This is a genomic window from Roseateles sp. YR242, from assembly GCF_900109745.1.
GTDB lineage: Bacteria > Pseudomonadota > Gammaproteobacteria > Burkholderiales > Burkholderiaceae_C > Roseateles.
The window spans coordinates 207912-230981 of sequence record NZ_FOAV01000007.1 but is presented as its reverse complement, the minus strand read 5'-3'; the positions used below and the strand labels follow the sequence as shown (position 1 = coordinate 230981).

Annotated in this window: 18 protein-coding genes; 7 read left to right on the top strand and 11 right to left on the bottom strand. The window is 67.0% G+C overall.

What is annotated here, in order from left to right:
* Nucleotides 1-12: 12 nt before the first annotated feature.
* Complete coding sequence (locus BMY53_RS15275) at nucleotides 13-630, top strand: methylamine utilization protein (protein ID WP_092947342.1); 618 nt, start codon at nucleotides 13-15, stop codon at nucleotides 628-630.
* Entirely contained in the window at nucleotides 630-3035 is a 2406-nt protein-coding gene (locus BMY53_RS15270; RefSeq protein ID WP_092947341.1) for a putative bifunctional diguanylate cyclase/phosphodiesterase, read from the top strand. Before BMY53_RS15275 ends, BMY53_RS15270 begins: the two co-directional genes overlap by 1 nt.
* A gap of 49 nt (nucleotides 3036-3084) precedes the next feature.
* On the opposite strand, the gene BMY53_RS15265 is transcribed toward BMY53_RS15270, so the two are convergent.
* The 5 genes from BMY53_RS15265 to BMY53_RS15245 all read right to left on the bottom strand — a co-directional run bounded on the left by BMY53_RS15265 (nucleotide 3085) and on the right by BMY53_RS15245 (nucleotide 8056).
* Nucleotides 3085-3582, bottom strand: a complete 498-nt coding sequence (locus BMY53_RS15265) for a CinA family protein (RefSeq protein WP_177200896.1) — start codon at nucleotides 3580-3582, stop codon at nucleotides 3085-3087.
* 14 nt (nucleotides 3583-3596) lie between these two features.
* Entirely contained in the window at nucleotides 3597-4088 is a 492-nt protein-coding gene (locus BMY53_RS15260; RefSeq protein ID WP_092947423.1) for a phosphatidylglycerophosphatase A family protein, read from the bottom strand.
* 275 nt (nucleotides 4089-4363) lie between these two features.
* Nucleotides 4364-5329: a thiamine-phosphate kinase gene (gene thiL, locus BMY53_RS15255; protein ID WP_092947422.1), complete on the bottom strand. Its 966-nt coding sequence runs from the start codon at nucleotides 5327-5329 to the stop codon at nucleotides 4364-4366.
* Nucleotides 5322-5978: a response regulator transcription factor gene (locus BMY53_RS15250; RefSeq protein WP_092947340.1), complete on the bottom strand. Its 657-nt coding sequence runs from the start codon at nucleotides 5976-5978 to the stop codon at nucleotides 5322-5324. The genes thiL and BMY53_RS15250 overlap by 8 nt, the downstream gene beginning before the upstream one ends.
* Nucleotides 5975-8056, bottom strand: coding sequence for a sensor histidine kinase (locus tag BMY53_RS15245; protein ID WP_092947421.1), 2082 nt, complete (start codon nucleotides 8054-8056; stop codon nucleotides 5975-5977). The genes BMY53_RS15250 and BMY53_RS15245 overlap by 4 nt, the downstream gene beginning before the upstream one ends.
* 259 nt (nucleotides 8057-8315) lie before the next feature.
* Here BMY53_RS15245 and BMY53_RS15240 point away from each other — a divergent pair, with 259 nt between their 5' ends.
* From BMY53_RS15240 to BMY53_RS15230, 3 genes are all read left to right on the top strand, one after another.
* Nucleotides 8316-10643 (top strand): NADP-dependent malic enzyme, encoded by a 2328-nt coding sequence (locus tag BMY53_RS15240; RefSeq protein WP_255370216.1) that lies wholly within the window; start codon nucleotides 8316-8318, stop codon nucleotides 10641-10643.
* A gap of 465 nt (nucleotides 10644-11108) precedes the next feature.
* Nucleotides 11109-11501, top strand: a complete 393-nt coding sequence (locus BMY53_RS15235) for a guanyl-specific ribonuclease (RefSeq protein WP_404947880.1) — start codon at nucleotides 11109-11111, stop codon at nucleotides 11499-11501.
* A 44-nt stretch (nucleotides 11502-11545) separates the two neighbouring features.
* Complete coding sequence (locus tag BMY53_RS15230) at nucleotides 11546-11941, top strand: barstar family protein (RefSeq protein ID WP_092947338.1); 396 nt, start codon at nucleotides 11546-11548, stop codon at nucleotides 11939-11941.
* A gap of 253 nt (nucleotides 11942-12194) precedes the next feature.
* On the opposite strand, the gene rsmA is transcribed toward BMY53_RS15230, so the two are convergent.
* The 3 genes from rsmA to BMY53_RS15215 are packed head-to-tail and all read right to left on the bottom strand — an operon-like array spanning nucleotide 12195 to nucleotide 16736.
* Complete coding sequence (gene rsmA / locus BMY53_RS15225) at nucleotides 12195-12962, bottom strand: 16S rRNA (adenine(1518)-N(6)/adenine(1519)-N(6))-dimethyltransferase RsmA (RefSeq protein WP_092947337.1); 768 nt, start codon at nucleotides 12960-12962, stop codon at nucleotides 12195-12197.
* Between the two features lie 14 nt (nucleotides 12963-12976).
* The gene (locus BMY53_RS15220; RefSeq protein ID WP_092947419.1) at nucleotides 12977-14407 is read right to left on the bottom strand and encodes a peptidylprolyl isomerase; all 1431 of its coding nucleotides are present in this window, start codon (nucleotides 14405-14407) and stop codon (nucleotides 12977-12979) included.
* Nucleotides 14408-14417: 10 nt separating this feature from the next.
* Nucleotides 14418-16736: an LPS-assembly protein LptD gene (locus BMY53_RS15215; protein ID WP_255370225.1), complete on the bottom strand. Its 2319-nt coding sequence runs from the start codon at nucleotides 16734-16736 to the stop codon at nucleotides 14418-14420.
* Nucleotides 16737-17090: 354 nt separating this feature from the next.
* Here BMY53_RS15215 and BMY53_RS15210 point away from each other — a divergent pair, with 354 nt between their 5' ends.
* Complete coding sequence (locus BMY53_RS15210) at nucleotides 17091-18197, top strand: aminoglycoside phosphotransferase family protein (RefSeq protein WP_092947336.1); 1107 nt, start codon at nucleotides 17091-17093, stop codon at nucleotides 18195-18197.
* Nucleotides 18198-18342: 145 nt separating this feature from the next.
* On the opposite strand, the gene BMY53_RS15205 is transcribed toward BMY53_RS15210, so the two are convergent.
* The 3 genes from BMY53_RS15205 to BMY53_RS15195 form a co-directional block, all read right to left on the bottom strand.
* Nucleotides 18343-19362 carry a LysR family transcriptional regulator gene (locus BMY53_RS15205; protein WP_092947335.1) on the bottom strand — a complete coding sequence of 340 codons (1020 nt, stop codon included), beginning with the start codon at nucleotides 19360-19362 and terminating at the stop codon, nucleotides 18343-18345.
* A 214-nt stretch (nucleotides 19363-19576) separates the two neighbouring features.
* Nucleotides 19577-21052, bottom strand: coding sequence for a M20 family metallopeptidase (locus BMY53_RS15200; protein WP_092947334.1), 1476 nt, complete (start codon nucleotides 21050-21052; stop codon nucleotides 19577-19579).
* Between the two features lie 50 nt (nucleotides 21053-21102).
* Nucleotides 21103-21960: an alpha/beta hydrolase gene (locus BMY53_RS15195; RefSeq protein ID WP_255370215.1), complete on the bottom strand. Its 858-nt coding sequence runs from the start codon at nucleotides 21958-21960 to the stop codon at nucleotides 21103-21105.
* A 25-nt stretch (nucleotides 21961-21985) separates the two neighbouring features.
* On the opposite strand from BMY53_RS15195, the gene BMY53_RS15190 reads away from it, so the two are divergent.
* Nucleotides 21986-23047 (top strand): M14 family metallopeptidase, encoded by a 1062-nt coding sequence (locus BMY53_RS15190; RefSeq protein ID WP_092947332.1) that lies wholly within the window; start codon nucleotides 21986-21988, stop codon nucleotides 23045-23047.
* Nucleotides 23048-23070 lie beyond the last annotated feature (23 nt).

Below are 23070 nucleotides of genomic sequence, written 5' to 3'. Positions count from 1 at the left end.
AGGCCCCGAACGATGCCCTCGAGCCGCCAGACTGTTGCAGCCCTGCTCCTTGCTGCTTCGGCAGTTGGTGGGGCCCTTTGCGCGCTGCCCTGCCTGGCAGCCCCCTGGACCCTCCAGGTGAAGGACAGCAGCGGCGCCCCGCTGGCGGGTGCGGTGGTGGCGGTGGAGCTCAAGGGCCAGGGCAGCCACGCGCCGCCCGGCACCTCCGCCCAGATGGCGCAACGCGACCGGCAATTCCAGCCCGGCACCTTGGTGGTGCAGACCGGGACCGCCGTGAATTTCCCGAACTTCGACACGGTGAGGCACCATGTGTATTCGTTCTCGCCGATCCGTCGATTCGAGCTGAAGCTCTACGCCGGCACCCCCGCCGAGCCGGTAGTCTTCGACAAACCGGGCATTGCCCAGCTCGGATGCAATATTCACGACAAGATGACCGCCCGCATCATCGTGGTGGACACCCCCCTTTTCGCCACCACGGACGCTCAAGGACAAGCCAAGTTGGATTTGCCACCCGGTCAGCACCAGGTGGTCTTCTGGCATTCCCGCCTGGGCAACGATGCACCGCGCCGGCAGCCGCTGGTCATCCCCGCCGGAGCGCCGGGCAGCCAGACTCTGGAGCTGCGTGACTGATGCGCTGGCCGGACTTCCTGAACCTGCGGCGGTTGGAAGGGCGCATCGTGGCGCTCTTCCTGGCATTGCTGCTGGCTGTCCAGTTCATCAGCCTGCTGCTGCTCAACCAGGGCATTGACCGCAATGCGCGTGCGTCAGTCCGTGAGGAACTGTCCAGCGGCGAGCGCGTCTTCGACCAGTTGCTGCGCCAGGACGCCGAGCAACGCGGCCTGGTGGCCGACCTGCTGCAGGCGGATTTCGGCCTGCGCCGGGCCGTGGCGGAACGGGTCAGCGGTGACGAGCTGACGGCCACGCTCAAGGACGTCTTCACCAACCTGAGCGAACGCGGCGAGGCCAGCTTCATCGGTTATGCCGATGAACGCTTCCGCTTTGTCACCGCCACCGATCCGCTGGCGCGCCAGGTGGCGCCCCTGCTGCCGGTCATGACGCATGAGGGCAAGGGCCGCACACAGAGCCAGCTTGTGCTGCTGGACAACAAGGCCTACCAGGTGGTGGTGGCGCAGATGCGCGCGGCCGGCCTGGGCGGCTGGGTCTTCATGGGCTTCGAACTGCGCCAGGAACAGTTGAAGGAGCTCCATCGGCTCGCCAACATCCAGGGCGTGCTGCTGAGCCGTGCAGGGGACCACTGGCATGTGCTGTCCAGTGTGCTCACCGAGCCGGCCAACCAGACCTTGCTGGCCGCACTGCCGGGCGGCATCGGCGACGAACCCATCACCTTCCACATCACCCTGGGCGACGAACAGTTCCAGGCCCGGTTGCAGCGCCTGTCCCATGGCGGTGACCGCAGCCAGACCATGGCCACCGTGTTGCTGCGTTCGGTGGACGAGGCGCGTGCGCCCTATCACGAGCTGCAATGGTCGCTGCTGGGCCTGAGCCTGGCCGGCGTGGCAGCCTTTGCACTGGGTGCGGTGCTGACGGCGCGGCGCATCAGCGGGCCGGTGAAGTCCCTGGCCAACGAAGCCCAGCGCCTGGGCCGGGGTGACTATGAACGGCCTGTGACCCGCCCGTCCCGCGATGAAATCGGCGACCTGGCCGAAGCCTTCGAGGCCATGCGCCTGGGCATCCGCCAGCGAGAGGAGCAGGTCAACCGCCTGGCCTTCTGGGACCCTCTCACCGACCTGCCCAACCGGGAGCAGTTCAACCAGACCATCACCCGGCGCATCGCCGACAGCCCGTCACGCTTTGCGCTGCTGATGCTCAATCTGGACCGATTCAAGCACGTCAACGACGTGCTGGGCCGCGCTTTCGGCGACCGCCTGCTGCGTGCCCTGGCGGACCGTCTCCAGCGCCTGCTCAAGGACGACGCACGGCTGATCGCGCGGCTGGGTGGGGATGAATTCGTGATGCTGATTGAAGGGGCGGGTGCCACCCGTGCCGAGACCGTCTGCCACCGCATCCAGCGCGACTTCGAACGCGCCCTCACCATCGACGACCAGACGGTGGACCTCTCTGCCGGCCTGGGCATCGCGCTGTATCCGCAACACGGCCATGACGTGAGCCAATTGTTGGCCCGGGCGGAACTGGCCATGCATGCGGCCAAGCGCAGCCAGTCGGGCTTCCAGATCTACGCCCCCAGCATGGACGCCGCCAGCCAGGAATCGCTGTCGCTGATCAGCGAGCTGCGCCATGCCATCGATGCCAACGAGCTGCGGCTGTACCTGCAACCCAAGGTCGACCTTCACACGCAACGCATCGGCGGCGCGGAAGCGCTGGTGCGCTGGCAACACCCCACACGGGGCCTGGTGCCGCCGATGGAGTTCATTCCCTTCGCCGAGCAGACCGGCTTCATCCGCCAGCTCACCGGCTGGATGCTGCGCGCCTCGGCACAGGCCTGGCTGGACCTGGAGCGCCAGGGGCTGGCGGTGCCCATCAGCGTCAACCTCTCGACGCGGGACCTGATGGACCAGGACCTGCCCATCAAGATTGCCGACCTGGCCGCCGGTGTGCCGCCGCAGGCGCTCTGCCTGGAGATCACGGAGAGCGCCATCATGGACGACCCGCAGCGTGCCTTGCAGACGCTGGAGCAATTGCATGCGCTCGGTTTCAAGCTCTCCATCGACGACTTCGGCACCGGCTATTCCTCGCTCGCCTACCTGAAGCAGCTGTCGGTGGACGAGCTCAAGATCGACCGCAGTTTCGTGATGGGCATGGAACGGGATCTGGACGATGCCAAGATCGTCCGCTCCACCATTGAACTGGCCCACAACCTGGGCCTGCGCGTGGTGGCCGAAGGGCTGGAGACGGCCAAGGCCTGGACGCTGCTCCAGACGCTGGGCTGCGACCAGGGCCAGGGCTACCTGCTGGCGCGCCCGATGCCAGGCGAGCAGTTCGCGCACTGGCTGCGCGGCTGGGAGCCGCCGGACCTGGGGGACGCCCGGGCCAATACCGTTCTGGCGGGGCTTTAAAGCCACCTCAGCGACACCTCAGCGCCACCAGCGCCCCATCAACATCCCGTCAGTCTCGATCCTCGAGGGCATCGCACAGTGCTTCCAGCCCCGACCGCACCGTCTGCGTGCGCACGGAATGCCGGTCGCCGCTGAACAATTCTTTCCAGACGCGGACCTTGGTGCGGCCATGCATCAAGGCCAGCCAGACCGTTCCCACGGGCTTGGATTCGCTGCCGCCGCCCGGACCGGCCACGCCGGTGACCGCCAGCGCCCAGTCCACCGGTGAATGCGAGACCAGGCCGCGGGCCATCTGCTCGGCCACCTCGCCGCTGACGGCGCCATACAGGCCGATCATCGCGGCCGGTACGCCCAGCAGTTCGGTCTTGGCCTCGTTGCTGTAGCTCACCACCCCACGCTCGAACCATTGGCTGGAGCCCGCCAGGCTGGTGCAGGCCGCGGCAATCAGGCCGCCGGTGCAGGACTCGGCCGTGCCCATGCGCTCCCGGCGCTGGATCAGCGCCAGCGCAATGCGTTCGATGAGTTCAGACTCTTCAGGCAACACCATGTCGATCTCCCGGGTCAGGTCAGCAACTGGCGCGCGATGGCCAGCACCAACAGCGTACATCCGGCGGCGACCAGATCGTCAAACATGATGCCGAAGCCCTGGCGCGCACCAATCGGCGCGCCCGGCGCCGATTTGAACAGGCCGTCGGCCCAGCGCACCGGGCCCGGCTTGGCCGCGTCGAAATAGCGGAACAAGCCAAAGGCCGCCAATTGCCAGAGGAAGCTCGCGGGCATCAGCAGCCACAGGATGATCCAGATGGCGATGATCTCGTCCCACACCACCGACCCCGGGTCACTCACGCCCATGTGGCGCGCCGTCAGCGTGCAGGCCCACCAGCCGACCAGCAGGCCGGCCACGATGACCACCGCCCATTGCCAGGGCGCCAGCCAATGGTTGAGCACCAGAAAACCAGCCCAGCCCCAGAGGCTGCCGACGGTGCCCGGTGCCTTGGGCGACAGGCCGCTGCCAAAGCCCAGGGCCATCCAGCGGGCCGGATGGCGCAGCATGAAGCCCAGCGTCGGGCGTCTGGGTGCCACGGCCGGCGCCGCGGCCGGCGGGGAAGCCGGTGCATCCGCATCGTCGTGGGGTGTGAAGTCGCTGGCGATATCGGCTTCCGTGCCGAACGCGTCGGCCGCAGCCGGGTCCGCCGACGCAATGGCGGCGGGATCGTCGCTGGCGCTGAAGGGCGCACCGGCAGTTGCCGAGGCGGCAGTGGCTGCGCTTTCGGCGGGCAAGCCGTGCGCCGGGGCGCCTTCGTCGGGCCGAGGTTCCATGGCACTGCTCATGACTGGAAGTGATCAAAACTTTGAAGCGCGAGGTCGAGCTCGCGGCCATCGCCGTCCAGCACCCGCAGGCCGGCCTGCGCCTCGATGCGGCCCACGCGGGACACCGGGGTCGCCGCCCGGCGACCGGCTGCCAGCACCTGGTCGGCGGCCTCGGGCGGGGCGGTGAACACCAGCTCGTAATCGTCCCCGCCGGTCAGCAGGCACATCCGCTGCAGGTCCTCGGTCATGCCGCCCAGCACGGCCGAACGCGGCAGATCGGCCAGGCGCAGATGGGCCCCCACGCCCGAACGGCGCAGGATGTGGTTCAAGTCGCCCGCCAGGCCGTCGGAGACATCGATGGCGCTGCTGGCCACGCCGCGCAACGCCACGCCCAGGGCCACGCGGGGCTGGGGCAGCTCCATGGCCAGGCGCACGGCATCGAACTGCTCGCCCGTCAGCGCGACAGTGCCACGAAACACCTCCAGCGCCAGCCGTGCGTCACCGAGGCTGCCGCTGACCCAGATGTCGTCACCAGGCCGCGCGCCGGAGCGCAGCAGCGCCTGGCCGTGCGGCACCTCGCCCATGATGGTGATGTTGAGATTCAAGGGGCCGGCGGTGGTGTCTCCGCCCGCCAGCACCACACCGTGCGCGTCGGCCAGCGCAAACAGGCCTTCGGAGAAACCGGCCAGGAAACCCTCGTCCACCCGCGGCAAGGCCAGCGAGAGAAAACAGGCCTTGGGCGTGCCACCACTGGCAGCCAGGTCGCTCAGGTTCACCGCCAGCGCCTTGTGGCCCAGGCGCTGCGGCAGCACGGTGGAGAGAAAGTGCCGGCCTTCCACCAGCATGTCGGTCGAGACCAGCCACTGGTGGCCCGGTGTCGGCGTCAGGATGGCGCAGTCGTCGCCCACGCCCAGCGCCACCGTGCCGCCGTCGTTGGAGACGGGGCGCGCAAAGTAGCGCGTGATCAGATCAAATTCACCCATGGGCGGCATTGTCGCCGCGCAGGAGGTTGGAGAGTTCCACCGCAGATTTGACATTCATCTTCTCGAACACCCGGGCGCGGTGGACCTCCACGGTGCGCACGCTGATGTTGAGCTGGTCCGCAATCAGCTTGTTGGGCAGGCCCTGCACCACCAGCTGCATCACTTCGCGCTCGCGCTCGGTGAGCTCCCCCACCCGATGGCCCAGGGCGGCCTCGTCATGGCGCGCTTCGATGGCTTCGGCGCTGCGCGCCAGGGCCTGTTCCACACGGTCCACCAGGGCGTTGTCGGAGAAGGGTTTTTCCACAAAGTCGTAGGCGCCCTGCTTCACCGCCGCGACCGCCGTGGGCACGTCGCCATGGCCGGTCAGGAAGATGACCGGCAGCGTGTGCAGCAGGCCGCGCTCCACCAGCCGCTCGAACAGCGCCAGGCCGCTCATGCCCGGCATGCGCACGTCCAGCAACACACAGCTGGGGGAATTGGGCCAATCGGCGCCCTGGCGCGGCAAGGCGTCCAGCATGGATTCAAATGCCTCGGCGCTACCGAAGCCCTCCGACAGCAGGCGCCGCGAGCGCAGCAACCAGGCCAGCGCGTCGCGCACCACTTCCTCGTCGTCGACGAGATAGACCATCGGCAGGGACTGCGGCTTCATGCGGACGTTTCTCCAGTGACCGTGGACCGGTGTCCACCAGCCGTATCCTCGCACGGGAGGCTGAAGCGGAACTCGGTGCCGGTGGGTTGTTCGGGCGCGACGCGGCTCTCGAAGTCCATCGCGCCGCCGTGCTGCTCCACCACCGTGCGGCACAGGCTCAGGCCCAGGCCCATCCCTTCGGTGCGGGTGGTGAAGAACGGGGTGAAGAGCTGCCGCGCTACTTCGGACGGAATGCCCGGGCCGCGGTCGACCACCGCGATGCTCAGCCAGCGCGGCTGCAACGGGCGCACCCGGATGACCAGCAGGCGTTCCGCCAGCGGCGTGGGCCCATCCATCGCCTGAATGGCGTTGCGGGTGAGGTTGAGCAGCACCTGCTCGACCATGGTGCGGTCGCAGCGGACACGGGGCAGGCCCTCCGGCAGGTCCACCTCGATGCGGGTACCGCTCTTGCGCGCTTGCAGGCGCACCAGCGGCAGCACCGCGTCCATCAACTGCTGCACGTGCACCCACTCGCGGGACTGTTCCCGGCGACGAACAAAGTCGTGCACGCTCTTGATGACCCGGCCGGCACGTTCGGCCTGCTCCGCGATACGCGTGACGGCCTGGCGCACCATGGCCGGTGTCTGCGGGTCGTCGGCCTCGCGCACCATGAGGTTGATGGAAGCGGTGGCGTAGCTGGCAATGGCGGCCAGCGGCTGGTTGAGTTCATGGCTCAGCAGCGACGCCATCTCGCCCACGGTCGCCAGCCTGGCGGTAGCCTGCAGGCGCTCCTGCTGCTGGCGGGAGAGTTCCTCCACCTTGCGCTGCGCGCTAAGGTCCAGCACGGCGCTCATCCACCCGGTCTGCTGACCTTCGGCATTGAGCAGCGGCGCCTCATAGATCATCACCGGGAAGCGTTCCCCGGTGCTGCGCGCAAAGACGGTCTCGAAGCCCTCGCGGGGCGGCAAGCCGGCTTCCCAGCGCGCTTCACGGTCCTGGTGGCGGCGCCAGTATTCCTCGGTGAATTCGGGCGGCCAGTAAGGCGGCGCCTCCGGCTGCCGGCCGGTGCCCACCAGCTCTTCGGCGGCGTAGCCCACCATCGCGCAGAAGGCCGGGTTCACATAGCTGATGTTGCCGTCCAGGTCCCGCGCGCGCAGGCCAGTGATGAGCGAGTTCTCCATCGCCTGCCGGAACGCCAGGGCCTCGGCGAGCGCGTGCTCGGCCTGCAGGCGGCGGCGGCCGTCCCGCGCCAGCACCAGCACCAGGGCCAGCAGCGCCAGGGACAGGCCCAGCACCAGGGCGGTGGCGAGGTTGGGAATCAGCTTGGGCTTGCCCGCGCCGCTGTCCACACGCAGCTGCAGGCTGACGCCCTGCAGGTCCAGCAGACGCTCCGCCAGATAGAAGCCGCTGCCCCGGATCAGGCCCGTCCGGGCCAGGCGGGTGCCATCCCCCTCCACGAAGGACATCTCGAACTGCCGGGTCTGCTCCTGCGAGATCGACTCTTCCAGCAGCGCCCGCAGCCCCACGGTGGCCACCACAAAGGACGGCGGCTCTCCGGCGCGCACCCGCGGCAGGCACAGGTCGCTCACCTCCAGGCCGTCGCCGCCGGGCAGGGGAACGAAGTAGGAGCGGGAGAACAGCGGCGTGCCCTGCCGCATGGCCGTGGCGCAGGCCAGCTCAGTCTCCAGTTGCAGCTGATCGCGGCCCATGCGGGCGAACAAGGGCGGGAGGTAGGGCGTTTCCACCACGCGTTCGATGCGGCGCTGTTGGTCGCGCGACTCGATGCGCAGCACCAGCCGGGTCTGGCGCAGCAGGCCGGCGGCATTGCCGCGCCAGTCCTCTTCATGGGCCCACATCAGGCCCTGCAGGCTTTGCAGGTCCCGGTTGATCAGTTGCTTGGCGCGGGCCGCCACCTCGGCGGCGGCCTGATCGGCCGCCTCCTGCGCCCGCGACGCTTCGTGGCTCAGGGTCAACGCCAGCAGCAAGGATTGTGCGATCAGCAGCAGCGCGACCAGGGCCCCCCACAGCAAGGCGCGGCGCTTGCGACGCGGCCGGGGAACGGGCGGCGACAGGGTGGAGGCGGACAGGGTGGACGGCATGAACAGCAAGAAACAGCCAGGATCCGGGCGGAAGCGGGCAGAAGACCACCGGGATGGAAAAGGAGAGGCAGTATGCGCTTGCGAAACGCGTCCGGGATGCGCGGTTTCGCGTATCCCGGGCCGGCACGCTCGCATGCACGATACGCATAGTACGTAGTGAACCGGTGCGGGCGGACTCCTACAATCCCCCACCCAACCCATCGCTGCATCAGCTGCCGCCGGGCCCTTCGCGCTCTATCCGGAGCGCGCTGGAATCCTGGTGTCGAGGCCCAACCAGACCGAGTCTTTCATGTCCACGTCCGAAGAAAAACGCGCAGAACTGCGCCAGGCCGCTCTTGAATATCACGAGTTTCCGACGCCTGGAAAGATCGCCATCGCGGCGACCAAGCAGCTGATCAACCAGCGTGACCTGGCACTGGCGTACTCGCCGGGTGTGGCCGCCGCCTGTGAAGAGATCGTGGCCGATCCGGCCAACGCCTTCCGCTACACCTCCCGCGGCAACCTGGTGGCGGTGATCTCCAACGGCACCGCCGTGCTCGGCCTGGGAGACATCGGCCCGCTGGCATCCAAGCCGGTGATGGAAGGCAAGGGCGTGCTGTTCAAGAAGTTCGCCGGCATCGACGTCTTCGACCTGGAAATCGACGAGAAGCACGACCTGGACAAGCTGGTCGATGTGATCGCCGCGCTCGAACCCACCTTCGGTGGCATCAACCTCGAGGACATCAAGGCACCCGACTGCTTCTACGTCGAGCGCAAGCTGCGCGAGCGCATGAAGATCCCCGTCTTCCACGATGACCAGCACGGCACCGCCATCGTGGTCGCGGCCGGCTTGCTCAACGGCCTGAAGGTCGCGGGCAAGGACATCAAGCAGGTCAAGCTGGTCACCTCCGGTGCCGGCGCGGCCGCCCTCGCCTGCCTGAACCTGCTGCTGAAGCTGGGCCTGCCCCGCGAAAACATCTGGGTCACCGACCTGGCCGGCGTGGTCTACCAGGGTCGGACCGAACTGATGGATCCGGACAAGGCCGTGTACGCCCAGCCGACCGAACTGCGTTCGCTGCGCGAGGTCATCCAGGGCGCTGACATCTTCCTGGGCCTGTCGGCCGGTGGGGTGCTCAAGCAGGACATGGTTGCCACCATGGCGCCTCGGCCCATCATCTTCGCGCTGGCTAACCCGAATCCGGAAATCCAGCCGGAAGATGTGCACGCCATCCGCAACGACGCGCTGATGGCCACCGGCCGCACCGACTATCCGAACCAGGTCAACAACGTCCTGTGCTTCCCCTACATCTTCCGGGGCGCCCTGGACTGCGGCGCAACCACCATCAATGACGAGATGGAAATCGCCGCGGTGCATGCCATCGCCGACCTGGCCCAGGCCGAGCAGAGCGAAGTGGTGGCGGCCGCCTATGCCGGTGCCAACCTGAGTTTCGGCCCCGAATACCTGATCCCCAAGCCCTTCGACCCGCGCCTGATGATGAAGATCGCGCCGGCCGTGGCGCTGGCGGCCGAGGCCTCGGGCGTGGCGCAGCGTCCCATCCAGGACATGAACGCCTACCTGGAGAAGCTGCAGAGCTTCGTCTATGCCTCCGGCACGACGATGAAGCCCATCTTCCAGATCGCCAAGCGGGCCCAGCACAAGCGGGTGGCTTACGCGGAAGGCGAAGAAGAGCGTGTGCTGCGCGCCGTGCAGGTGGTGGTGGATGAGAACCTGGCCCGCCCGACACTGATCGGCCGCCCGCAGGTGATCGCCCAGCGCTGCGAGCGCTTCGGTCTGCGCCTGCAGGAAGGCCGCGACTACGACGTGGTCAACACCGAGTTCGACCATCGTTATCGCGACTACTGGCAGACCTACCTGCAGATGACCGAACGCAAGGGCGTCACCCAGCAGCTCGCCAAGATCGAGATGCGCCGCCGCCTGACCCTGATCGGCTCCATGCTGCTGCACAAGGGTGAAGTGGACGGCATGCTCTGCGGCACCTGGAGCAACACGGCGATGCACTTGCAGTACATCGACCAGGTGATCGGCAAGCGCCCCGGCGTCAAGAACTTCGCCTGCATGAATGGCCTGATCCTGCCGGGACGCCAGGTGATGCTGGTGGACACCCATGTCAATTACGACCCGACCGCCGAGCAGATCGCCGAGATCACCATCATGGCGGCCGAGGAAATGATGCGCTTCGGCCTCAAGCCCAAGGCGGCCCTGCTCTCGCACAGCAATTTCGGCTCGAGCAACTGCCCGTCGGCCGTCAAGATGCGTGAGGCGCTGAGCCTGATCCAGCAGACGGCACCCTGGCTGGAAGCGGACGGTGAAATGCACGGCGACGCCGCGTTGGACCCCAACTACCGCCATCAGCTGATGCCCAACAGCCCGCTGACCGGCGAAGCCAACCTGCTGGTGATGCCCAACATCGACGCTGCCAACATCAGCTACAACCTGCTGAAGACGGCAGCCGGCGGCGGCATCGCGATCGGCCCGGTCCTGCTGGGCGCCGCCAAGCCAGTGCATGTGCTGACCCCCAGCGCGACCGTGCGCCGCATCGTCAACATGACGGCCATGGTGGTTGCGGACGCCAACGCGGCTCGCTGATCCCCGCCCCTGGCCAGCCCGGCGCCCGCAGCCTGGCGGCCGGCTTGACTTGGCCGTTCATGCGGTATCCCGGAGGCTCGCTTGAGCCTCCGGTCCGCGCCCCGCGTTCTGAACGGCATCCGACCGCGTAAATCACCTTTTAAGGTCATTCAACGCCTTTCGGTGAAACCGGGAATCGCCCTCCAGAAAAAGTTTGTAGCGGCTCACCAGTCGGTAACGGGCCGATGAAACTGTGGCCGCTAGCTTCATCCAACGTATGTGAGCACATGCCAACAATGCCGCTTTTTAGGGCATTGTGGCAGACCCCGGCTTGAGCATTCAAAGCCCTTTCTGTACCATTTCGGCTTCAGGATTCAGGGTAAACCCGTGTTTTCGCACTTTCTGGGTCAGGATCTGGGGCAAGTTCAGGGGCAGCGCCAACCGCGTCAAAAAGGCCAGTCGGCCTGGAAGTCGCTGGTGGTCAACGTGGCGAAGTCCGCCGTATTGACGGGCGCATTCACTGCGGCACTGTTGGGCGCCAACGCCGCCGTTGCTCGAGACAACGCCCCCTCCACCCGGGAACGGTGGGGAGACACGGTGGCCTTGCAGGCGCTTCCGGCCGAAGCCCAGACGACCTACCAGCGTGTGCTGTCAGGTGGCCCCTTCCCCTATGAGAAGGACGGTGTCGTCTTCGGGAATCGGGAGCGGCAACTGCCAAGCAAGGCCCGGGGCTATTACCGCGAATACACCGTGCCGACGCCGGGCGCCCAACACCGTGGTGCCCGTCGCCTGGTGTGTGGCGGGCAGCCGCCCACGAAACCTGATGCTTGTTATTACACCGACGACCACTACGTGAGCTTCTCGAAGATCACGCCGTGACCCGGCGGAACCGCAATCTGTGACCATCTAGGAGGAACGCGACCATGCAATTGCAGACAGTCCGTCCCAACATCGTGCAGGCGATCAGAGCCTACCGGGTAGAGGACTTGATGCAGGCGGCTCAGGATGCCGGCCAGCATTTCCTGTACGCCAACCTGGCGTCAGCGGACACCAAACAGGACGTGCTGGAGTTGATTGCCAGCGCCTTCCTGTTCCCGGCGCACTTCGGCAAAAACATGGATGCGCTGTACGACTGCATGACCGATCTGGTTCACAAGTCGGGCAGCCAACCCGGTTTTGTGGTGGTGCTGGACCAGCTGCCTGACCACGCCAGGTTTGACCGCGAGGCCCGCGAGCAGCTGCTGGACGTCTTCCGTGAAGCCGCTGACTTCTGGGGAGAACGGAAGATCCAGTTCCGGTGTTTCTATTCTTTTCAGTAGCCCGCTCCCAAGAAATCGGGTCATGGGAGCGGGCTGCTGAGGTGGCCCCCGCGGAGAAGCCGGTGCTCAAGAGCACCAAGACCAATCCGAACCCCAACTTCGGCATGAACATGCCCATGATGTGCAGTGCATTCGACACCTCCATGTGGCTCAACGCCGCGTGACGAGGGTCTATGGACTGAACATCGGCTGATCATCCGACCAAGAAGGCCTTCCGGCAGCGGAAGGCCTTTTTTATTGCGCGATGGTGGATTTAGAGAGATTGCGCCAGGGCCACGAACTCAGCCACCGGCACCTCTTCCGCGCGGCGTTGCAGGTCGAACTGGCCTTGGTAACCGCGGGCTTCCAGCCAGCGACCCAGGCTGTGGCGCAGCAGCTTGCGGCGTTGCGAGAAGGCCGAGGCCACCAGTTCGCTCAGCAGCGCTTCGTCCAGCATGGCCGGCTGGCTGTGCGGCGTCATCCGCACGATGGCGGAATCCACACGCGGCGGTGGATCAAAGGCTTCGGGCGGCACATCGAACAAGGCCTCGACGTCATACCGCCACTGCAGCATGACACTCAGGCGGCCATATTCCTTGCCGCCCGGCCCGGCGGCCATGCGGTCCACCACTTCCTTCTGCAGCATGAAGGTCTGGTCCACGATGTGGTCCACAAACGGCAGCAGGTGGAAAAGAATGGGCGAAGAAATGTTGTACGGCAGGTTGCCGACCACACGGATCTTGCGCCCACGCTCCTGTGCCAGGGCCGCGAAATCCACCTTCAGCACGTCCGACTCGATCACGGTCAGGTCGCCCCGCTTGCGCAGCTTGGCGGCCAGGTCCCGGTCCAGTTCGACCACGGTCAGCGGCTGGCTGCTCGCCGGCAGGCGTTGCAGCAGCGGCAGCGTCATGGCGCCCAGGCCAGGGCCGATCTCCACCACCGACTGCGCCTCACCGGGCGTTATGGCGTCGATGATGGCGTCGATGACGAACCTGTCAGTCAGGAAGTGCTGACCGAAGCGCTTGCGCGCAATGTGTCCCATGGAGATTCAGCCGATCAGTCCAGCCACTCGCGGGTTTCGATGAAGGCGCGCGCGCGCAGGTCCTTCATCCACTCGCTGTAGGCTTCTTCATACTTGCGCTCGCGCAGGGCCAGACGGGCCTGGTCGCGCAGCTGCTTGTTGTCCAGCACCACGTCGCGGCGTTCCAGCACCTGGATCAGGTGGATACCGAAGCGGGATGCCACTGGATTGGAGATGCCGTTGAGCGGCAGTTGGTCCATGGCTTCCTCGAACTCGGGCACGAAGCTGCCGGGACCGACCCAGCCCAGATCACCCCCATCCTGGGCGCTGCCATCTTCGGAGTTGGCACGGGCCAGCTGTTCGAAGGTGGCACGGCCGGATTCGATGGCCCGCTTGAATTCAGCCAGGCGACGTGCCGCCTGGTCCGGCGTCAGTTGTTCGGAAGGGCGCAGCAGGATGTGCCGCGCATGCGTCTGCACGATGGTGTTGATCGAGGCCTTGCCCATCTGGCGGTCCACCAGCTTGAGCACATGGAAACCTGCCGGCGACCGCAGCAGGGTCTGGCGCAGTTCACCGCCCTTCAGGTCGCGCACGGCATCTACAAAGACATCCGGCAGCTTGTCCGCCGACCGCAGGCCGATCTCGCCGCCCTTGGCCTTGTTGGCGTCTTCGGACACCTCACGGGCAACCTTGGCAAAGTCTTCACCGCCCTTGATGCGTTGCAGCGCTTCTTCCGCACGAGCGCGGCGCTCGGCCACGACATTGGCCGGCGCGTTCTCCGGGACCGACACCAGCACCTGGGCGATGTTGAGCTGCGCGCGGTCCTGCAGCGCCGCCTGGCGGTCTTCCAGGTATTTGTCGATGTCCCCATCGGTCACGCGGATGCGGCCCTGCACCTCACGTTCACGCACCCGCTCGCTGAGCATCTGGTCGCGCAGGTTCTCGCGGAAGCGCTTGAAGTCGATGCCTTCGGTGACCAGACGCTTGCGCAGCTCTTCCAGGGTCAGCTTGTTCTGCGTGGCGACGTTGGCCACCACACGGTCCAGTTCCGGCTCATCCACACGCGGGCCGTTCTCCCGGGCATAGGTGGTGACGACGCGCTCATCGATCAGGCCGTCGAGCGCCTGCTTGTGGATGAGTTCGTTGGTCGTGTTCTCGTTGCGGCGCTTGGCCTCTTCCTTCATGCGCTCCTGGCGCTGCACGACTTCGGACGCCGCCACGATGTCGGAGTTGACCACCGCAGCGATGTAGTCGCCAGGCTTGAGGGTTCGCTGCTCGACCGGCGGGCGGTTGGGTGCGGGCTGAGACGCTGCAGAGGCGGCAACGGCGGTCGCTGCAGGCGCCGACGCCCCCCCTGCGGCCGCCTTGGCGGCAGCGGATTCACGCACCTGCGCCCAGGACACGGTTCCGGCGGTGGCCGCGAGGAAGAAGAGAGCAGCAGCGGCCAAAGGCTGGATTTTTCGCATCGAACGCAGTTCAGTCATAAGTGCCAAAGGCCGAGCGTTCCGAGCTCAGCGAACGGTAACCGGGGATATTGTCTCTCAACACCTTGAGTGCATTCGAACCCAGCGGCGACAGGCCCACCAGCTCCAATTGCAGCATTAGGCGGGTGTTGGTCTCGGCGCGGCCCGTGGCCTCACGCTCCACCCCCACGCGCAGGATCCAGCAACCGGAGTCGTATTCAGCGCCCACCACGGAATCGGTGAAGCGCTTGTCACGCATGGAATATTGCAGCCGCCCGGCACCATACCAGGCGCCCTGGCAGCCCGGGCCGCCGCTGACCGCCTTGCGGTCCGGACCAAACAGCGGCCATTGCCAGGCCAGCTCCAACTGTTCGCTCTGCCCCCGGGCCAGCCGGTAGGACGCGCTCAACGTGCGGAAGGGCCCCGGCGAATAACGCAGGCGCAGCACGGTGCGTTCCACCGTGCCGTCGGAAGAGTTGAGCTGCAGCGTGCTGTCGGTCCACCACGCTTGGTTCAAGTGGGCAGACCCCAGCAGCACCACGTCCGACAGGCGGTGGGTCTGGGGGGTGCCGTCCGGCGTGATCTTCTGGTCGCGCAGCAGGTACCGCTGCACCATGCCCAGGCGCAGCTGCTCCTCGCCGCGCTCGTCCTCGATCCAGCGCGTGGTGGCACCAAAGGCCACCATGTGCGAATCGCTCACCTTGTCCACGCCGGAGAACTGGTTCTCCGCAAACACCGAGTCGAAGTTGTAGTCCTTCGGTGCCGAATCGAAATTGGGCACGTTGCTCTGGTCGCGGTACGGGGTGTTCACGTACAGCAGCCGCGGCTCCAGGGTCTGGCGTGCGTTCTGGCCAAACAGCGTGGTGTCGCGCTCCAGGATCCAGCCATGGTCGATGCTGAAGGTGGGAATGGTGCGGCTGATCGACCGGTCGCCATTGAGCAGCGGCTGGTCGGTCTTGTAGCTGGCCGCGTTCAGCGAGACCTTGGGAATCAGCCACCAGGCCGCGCCGCTGAAGGGCAGGCTCACATGGCCCAGCATGTGCACCCGCTCACCGGTCTGGGTCTGCGACGACAGCGAGCCGGTGGGCAGGTCGAAGCGGTTGTATTCCACCTCCATGCCACCTTCCAGCCGCGCACGGCGGCCGGTGGGCAGGTAACCCGCCAGCACGGAATCATCCGCACCGGTCTGCACCCGCATACCGATCTGCGGCGAACGCTGGTAGGGCGAGGAGAACTGATCCACCGTCTCGGTCACCTGCAGGGCCTGCCAGTGCTGAACACGGGCATAGGTCGTCAGGTCACCCCAACCGTAGTTGAAGTCGCGCTGGGTCTTGAAGTCCTGTTCCAGCAGACGGGGCGTCTGGGTGGTCATGCGACGCCGGAAGTCCTTCCAGTAGTCGTCATCCGAAACTCGCTCGGCATTGACCTCGTAGCGCCAGTTCTCGGTCAGGTCGCCCTGGTTCAGCAGGCGCAAGTCCCAGCGGGAACGGCCGGCGACCTGGTCATTGGGCAGCCAGGCGAAGCTCAACGCCCCTCGGTGCTGGGCTTCAAGATAGCGGAACTCGCTGTCGATCCCGGCGCCGCGCTTGGTCATGACGTAAGGCGTGAAGGTCGCATCCCGATTGGGGGCGATGCTCCAGTAGTACGGCTGGCCAAACTCGAAACCACTGCGGTTGTCGATGTTGACGTTGGGCGGCAGCAGGCCGGACTTGGGCTGATCCCCCAGCGGGAAGCTCAGCGACGGCGCTGCCAGGATAGGCACCCCCAGGAACTGCACCACAGCGCCGGTGGCCACGCCTTCACCGGATTCGAAGTCCAGCTTGAGGCTCTTGGTGATGAGCACCCAGTCGCGCTTGCGCTCGCCGTCCTCGGAGACCGGGCAGGTGCTGTAGGTGGCCTCATCGGCCTGCATGCGCTGTTCACCCAGGAAACGCAGCACCTTGGCGCTGCCGCTGCCCCCTGTGGTGGAGAAGAAATAGTTGGGGCTGTCCAGCTGACCTTCAAAGCGGTCCACGAACAGGCTGAGCGACGGGCCGCGCAGCACGGCGCCGTTCTGGCTCAGCTCCACGTTGCCTTCGGCGGAGGCCAGATCCTGCGCATGGTCATAACGCAGCGTGCGGCTCTTGAGCAGCAGGCCGCCATAACGCAGCTGCACGTCGCCTTCGGCTGTGGAGAGCTGGTCCACCTCGGAGGTGATGCGGTCGGCCGTCAGCGCCATCGCCGGACGAACGTCCTTGCGCTTGGTCTGGTTCAGTTGCCTCGCAGGCTTGAGCACCAGCGGATCGCCGGAGGATTCCTGCGCGAACGCACTGTGGGATGCGGGCAGGACCACAGCCAACAGGGCAGCCAGGGGCAGGGGGCGGAGTCGAAAAACCGGTGAGCGCATCAAGCAGGGCGGCGTCTTGCGGAGGTCAGGCCGGCCACGCGTGAACGCGAGGCGCTGCCCAGGGTTTGTAGAATCATTATCCACGAGGCCGACGGCGGTGCCGGCATCCATCCGCCTTGCATACTTCTTGCGGCCCGTGAACACTGAACGCGCCGTCTTTATGCCGGCGTTGTAAAGCTGGGCGTGGCGTCGCCAGCAACATGAACGCCATCGATTCGCCCCTCCTTCCTGCGCCATCCGCCTGCTCCATCCGACTGCTCCCTCGGCCCGCTCCACCTGCCTGTCCATCCAAGCGCCCCCATGACTGCTTCCGCCTCACCGGTGACCTGGCCTGACGCCCAGCGCGCCGAACACTTCCAGCAGTGGCTGGCACCGCTGGTGGCCCGCCATGCGCTGTTGCCCCAGACCCTGGCCGCCGCCAGCGCCGATGCGAGCAGCCGCCGCTATCTGCGCATCCAGACGGCTGCGGGCACCAGCCTGATCGTCATGGACGACCCCGCCACGCCGAACCAGGTGACACCCTTCGTGGCCGTGGGCGGCATGATGGCGGCCAGCCAGCTGCATGTGCCGGCCCTGCTCGCCCATGACGCGGCACGGGGCTTCGCGCTGATGGAAGACCTGGGCACCACCAGCTATCTGGAGGCACTGCGCCGGGCCCAGCAGGACAACGATCTTCCAACCGCCCAGGCGCTGATGCGCGACGCCACCACCGCACTGCTGCGCTGGCAAGCCAGTGGCGCCGGCGCGGCCCTGCCGCGTTTTGACGAGGCCTTTGTGCGCCGTGAGCTGCAGATCTTCGTGGACTGGTGTGTCCAGGCCCACCACGGCCGGCAGTGGACCCCGAAGCAGCAGGACTACTGGGACCGCACGGTCAAAGCCCTGGCCGCCAACATCGCGGCACAGCCGGCCGTGCCCATGCACCGGGACTACATGGTCCGCAACCTGATGGTCTGTGACGCGGCCGCCGGCAACCCCGGCGTCCTGGATTTCCAGGACGCGGTGCTGGGCCCCGTCACCTACGACATGGGCTCCTTGCTGCGGGATGCCTTCCTCTCCTGGGACGAACCCGAGGAAATCGACTGGGCCGTGCGCTACTGGGAGGGCGCCCGCCGCGAAGGCATCTTCGGCCTGGACCCCAACGGCGAAGACCCGCACGAAATGGCGCTGGATTTCGGCCTCTTCTGGCGCGCGCTGGAGTGGACGGTGCTGCAACGCCACCTGAAGATCCTCGGCCTGTTCTGCCGGCTCAAGCTACGGGACGGAAAGCCGCATTACGCGGACGACCTGCCGCGCTTTTATGCCTACGTCATCAAGACGGCCACCCGATATGTGGAACTCTCGCCCCTGCTGCGCCTGATGGAAGACCTGCAGCCGCAACTGCTGCAGACGGGATTCAGTTTGCGCTAGGAACCTGTGCATCACTCCCGTGAACCGAGGTGACCCTGATTCGGGATGTGGCGCAAGGCGCAGAACCACAGCCATGGCGGGCGCTCTGGCGCGGATTTGCAACGACGCGGACCGCCCGAAGCGGGGTCACATCGGCCGCGAGGCGTTATGCAGAGGTTCCCTGGGCGGCCACAGCGGCGGTGGCGGCCCCGACCTCCGCCTCCGGTGTCGCCGGGCGAACCGTGGGGCAACCGGCGGCGGCGAGCCATGGGTCTTCGTCCTTGCCGCCGAAGATCTCCACCAGGAAATCCAGGAAGGCCCGCGTCCGTGCGGGCACGAATTTGCGGGTGGGCATCGCCGCCCAGAGGGTAAAGCTGTAGATGCGCCACTGCGGCAGCACCCGCTCCAGCGCGTTCTCCATCAGGGCGTCTCCCACCACAAACGACGGCAACCCCGCGATGCCCAGGCCGTGCAGGGCGCACGCGTATTTGGTGTCGGTGGAGGCGGTGGTCATGACAGGCCGGGACGGCATGGTGAAGTAGCTGTCCTTCGGTTCCCCGTGCGGGCCGCAGCGCTCGAAGGTCACGCCCCGCGACAGCTCATGGATGGGCGGCAGCATCAGCGCATGCTGCTTGAGTTCGGAGGGATGTTGGGGCCGGCCATGGCGGGCCAGGTATTCCGGCGCGGCACACAGGATGACCTCAGTGCGGGCGAGCAGCCGCGCGATGAAGTCCCCCTGCAACTGGGCGCGGGTGCTGATGACGGTGACGTCGAAGCTCTCGTCCAGCGCGTCCACCGGCCCCGGCACCACCAGCTCCAGGCTCACATGCGGGTAGCGGGTATGGAAGCCCACCATGTGGCGCGCCAGCTGGTGCACGGCGATGGCCGGCGGCATCAGCACCCGCAGGTTGCCGCGCGGGTCGGTGACCGAGGCAGAAGCCAGCGCCTCGGCCTCTTCGATGTCCGCGAGGATGCGCCGGCAGCGTTCAAGGTAGGACTCGCCCACATCCGTGAGCGACAACCGCCGCGTGGTGCGGTTGAGCAGCCGGGCGCCCAGATGCTCTTCCAGGTCGGCGATGAGGCGGGTGACCACGGCAGGCGCCAGGTCCAAGGCCCGTGCGGCGCCAGCGAGGCTGCCTTCATCAATGACGCGGGTGAACACCCGCATGGCTCTGACCTGGTCCATGACGCTCCTCTCGACCTGCCTGCTCCCAGCAACAGAATAGAAAAGGGTTCAAGGAGCCCTTCGCATGACTCACCGTGGCCGCCGCAGCCCTGCTTCGGGATGCCCGGCCAGGCGCAAACCGCAGCCATGGCCCTTGCCATGGCGAGGATTTGCAACGACGCGGGGCTCCCGAAGCGGGGCTGCGGCGGCTGCGGGGAGTTATGCGGAGGGTTCCTCAGGGATGCGCGGCAATAACCTGCGCAACCGCGGCGGTCAGGCGCTTGCCGTAGGGCACATGCAGGAATTCATTCGGGCCGTGGGCATTGCTCTTGGGGCCCAGCACGCCGCAGACCATCATCTGCGCCGCCGGGAAACTCTTCTGCAGCATGCCCATCAGCGGAATCGTGCCGCCCTGGCCGATGTAGCCGACTGGCGCATTGAAGTGGGCCTGGCTGGCCGCCTCCAGCACCTGGCTGAGCCACGGCGACAGGTCTGGCGTGTTCCAGCCCGTGGCGCCGTAAGCACCGGCACGGCCGTCCGGCACGAAGCTGACCTTGGCGTTGTAGGGCGCGTTGTCTTCCAGCAGCGCCTTCAGGCGCAGTGCGGCCTCGTTGCCATCCACCAGCGGCGGCAGCCGCAGCGACAGCTTGAAGGCGGTGTAGGGGCGCAGCACATTGCCGGCATTCTTCAGCTCGGGAAAACCTTCGGCGCCCACCACCGACAGCGTCGGGCGCCAGGTGCGGTTGAGCAGCACCTCCACCGGGTCGGTGCTCACCGGCAGCACGGGGCCACCGTCACCACCGCAGGCCCAGGGCATACGCTTGTAGACCTCGTCCTTGAGGATGGCCGCCGCCGCGCGGACCTGCTCCAGGCGTGCGCCCGGAATCTCGCAGTGGAAGCTCTCCGGCAACAGGCGGCCGGTGCCCGAATCCTCCAGGCGGTCCAGCAGGTGGCGCAGGATGCGGAAGGACGAGGGCACGGCGCCGGAGGCATCACCCGAGTGGATGCCTTCGGTCAGCACTTCCACCTTCAGCACGCCGGAGACCATGCCGCGCAGCGAGGTGGTCATCCACAGGCGGTCGTAATCGCCTGCGCCGGAGTCCAGGCAGACCACCAGCGACACATTGCCCAGGCGGTCCTTGAGCGCGTCCACATACGCGGGCAGGTCGAACGAGCCGGATTCCTCGCAGGTCTCGATCAGGCCCACGCAGCGGGGGCGGGGCACGTTCTGGCGGTCCAGCGCCATCAGCGCGGTGAGAGAGGCGTAGATGGCGTAGCCGTCATCGGCGCCGCCACGGCCGTACAGCTTGCCGTCCTCGTACTTGGGCGTCCACGGGCCGAGATCGTTGCGCCAGCCGTTGAACTCCGGCTGCTTGTCCAGATGGCCGTACAGCAGCACGGTGTCGGTGCTGCCCGACTTGGTGGCCGGCAGCTCGAAGAAGATCACCGGCGTGCGGCCTTCGAGCCGGATCACTTCCAGCTTCAGGCCAGGGACCTTCTTGCTTTCCACCCAGGCGGCGGCGTCGCGCACCACACGGTCGATGTAGCCATTGGCCTGCCAATTGGCATCGAACATCGGGCTCTTGGCCGGGATGGCGATGTAGTCGGTCAGCGCGGGGATGATTTCCTCATCCCAGACCTGTTCGGCAAAGGCGCCCAGGGCGCTCACTTCATCGGCTTGCAGCGGCAACGACGGATCACGTGCGTTCATGAAAGGCTCCTGCGCGGCTGGATGTGCCGCCTTGGTCAGATCTTCGGATTCTAGAAGCGAGCGGCCAGCCAGGAGTTCAACCGGGCAAAAACCTGTTCGCGCTCAGGTTCGTTGAAAAGTTCGTGGAACAGACCGTCGAAGACCTCGGCCTCCACCCCGGAGCCGTCACCGGTCTTGCGGGCGGCGGCGGCAAAGGCCGCGCTGCCCGCAGGCGCCACGCAACGGTCGGCCCCCGCCCACATCAGCAGTGTGGGAACCGGCCAGCGGGCAGCCAGCGTCTGCAGCGCGGGGCCGGTGTCCGCAATCATCCGGGCCAGCATGGGGGTGATGCGGTTGTGCACCAGGGGGTCGCCCTTGTAGGCCGCCACCACATCCGCGCTGCGGGAGATCCAGGCCGGGTTGAGCCCGTTGCCCACCGCCACGTGCGGCATCAGCGGCAGCGTGGTGGCCAGCAGGCCACGCTGGACCACGGACATGCCCACGTCCAGGGCCGGCGAACTCAGCACCAGCCCGTCCACCAGGCGAGACCATTCGGTGGGCACCAGCGCACCAGCCACGAAGCTGGCCGCCACGGCGCCGCCCATGCTGTGGCCCAGCAGCACCAGGGGGCCCTGGTTCATGCGGGCATCGCTACGCACGGCGTCGATGGCGCAGGAGAGGTCCCGCTGCAGGCTGTCCGCCACCGGAATATCGCCCCGGGCGCCGCCGGAGGCGCCATGGCCGCGCTGGTCATAACCGACCACATGCCAGCCCCAGGCCGTCAGCCGTTGGGCCACCAGGTCATAACGGCCGATGTGCTCGCCCAGGCCGTGAACGATCAGGATCGTGCCCTGTGGCCGATGGGCGGGGTCCGCGCCCCATTCACGCCAATGCAATGGCAGGCCGTCATGGCCGGTCAGTGTTCTCATGGACGGAAGTGTAGGATCCCTCGCCATGGGTCCGTCACCTCCACCCGCCTCTGTTTCCCCTGTTGCACCTGCCACCACGACTCGGGACGGGGTGGCGGGCACACCTGCGGCCACCACCCGGACGTCCACCCGGACGCTCACCCAGACGTCCTCTCTGGTGCCGCCCGACCTGCGGCCCTGGCGCGACGGCGGGACCGGGGTGGACTATGTCCATCTCCGCGATTCAGGCGTCCCTGGCCCGACCGTCATGCTGCAGGCCCTCACGCACGGCAACGAGCTGTGCGGTGCCGTGGCGCTGGACTGGTTGCTGCGCCACGACGTGCGGCCGCTGTTCGGACGGCTGGTGCTCGCATTTGCCAACATGGACGCCTTCCACCGTTTCGACGCTGCCCAGCCATTTGCCTCCCGTTATGTGGACGAAGACCTGAACCGGGTCTGGGACGATGCGGTGCTGCTGAGCCCGAGGGATTCGGTGGAGCTGCGTCGCGCGCGCGAATTGCGCCCCTTCATCGACAGCGCCGACCGGCTGCTGGACCTGCATTCGATGCAGGAGCCTGGCGCCCCGGCGCTGACCATCTGCGGCATGACCGACAAGAGTGTGGCGCTGGCACGCGCCATCGGGCAGCCGGGCACCCTGCTGGTGGATACGGGCCATGCGGCCGGGCTGCGATTGATCGACCGGGGCGGTTTTGCCGACCCGCGCAGCCCGCGCCAGGCGCTGCTGGTGGAGTGTGGTGCCCATTGGGAGCCGCCCTCGGCCGACATGGCGCTGGACGTCTGCCTGCGCTTCCTGAGCCAGTTGGGCGTGGTGGAAGCGGGCTGGGCCGCCGCCCACCTGCGCTGCCCGTTGCCGGACCGGCAACGGCTGGTGCGCGTGGGCCAGGGCCTCACCGCCCGCAGCGCATCCTTCCGGTTCGTGCTGCCCGTGCATCACCTGATGGAGATTCCCCAGGCCGGCACCTTGCTGGCCGAGGACAACGGGCATCAGTGGCGCACCCCACATGACCATTGCGTGCTGATCATGCCGATGCTGCGCCCCGGACGTGCCGGGCAGACCATGGTGCGCCTGGGGCGCTACGAGGACTGAGCGCCGCCCCGTGCCGTCACTGA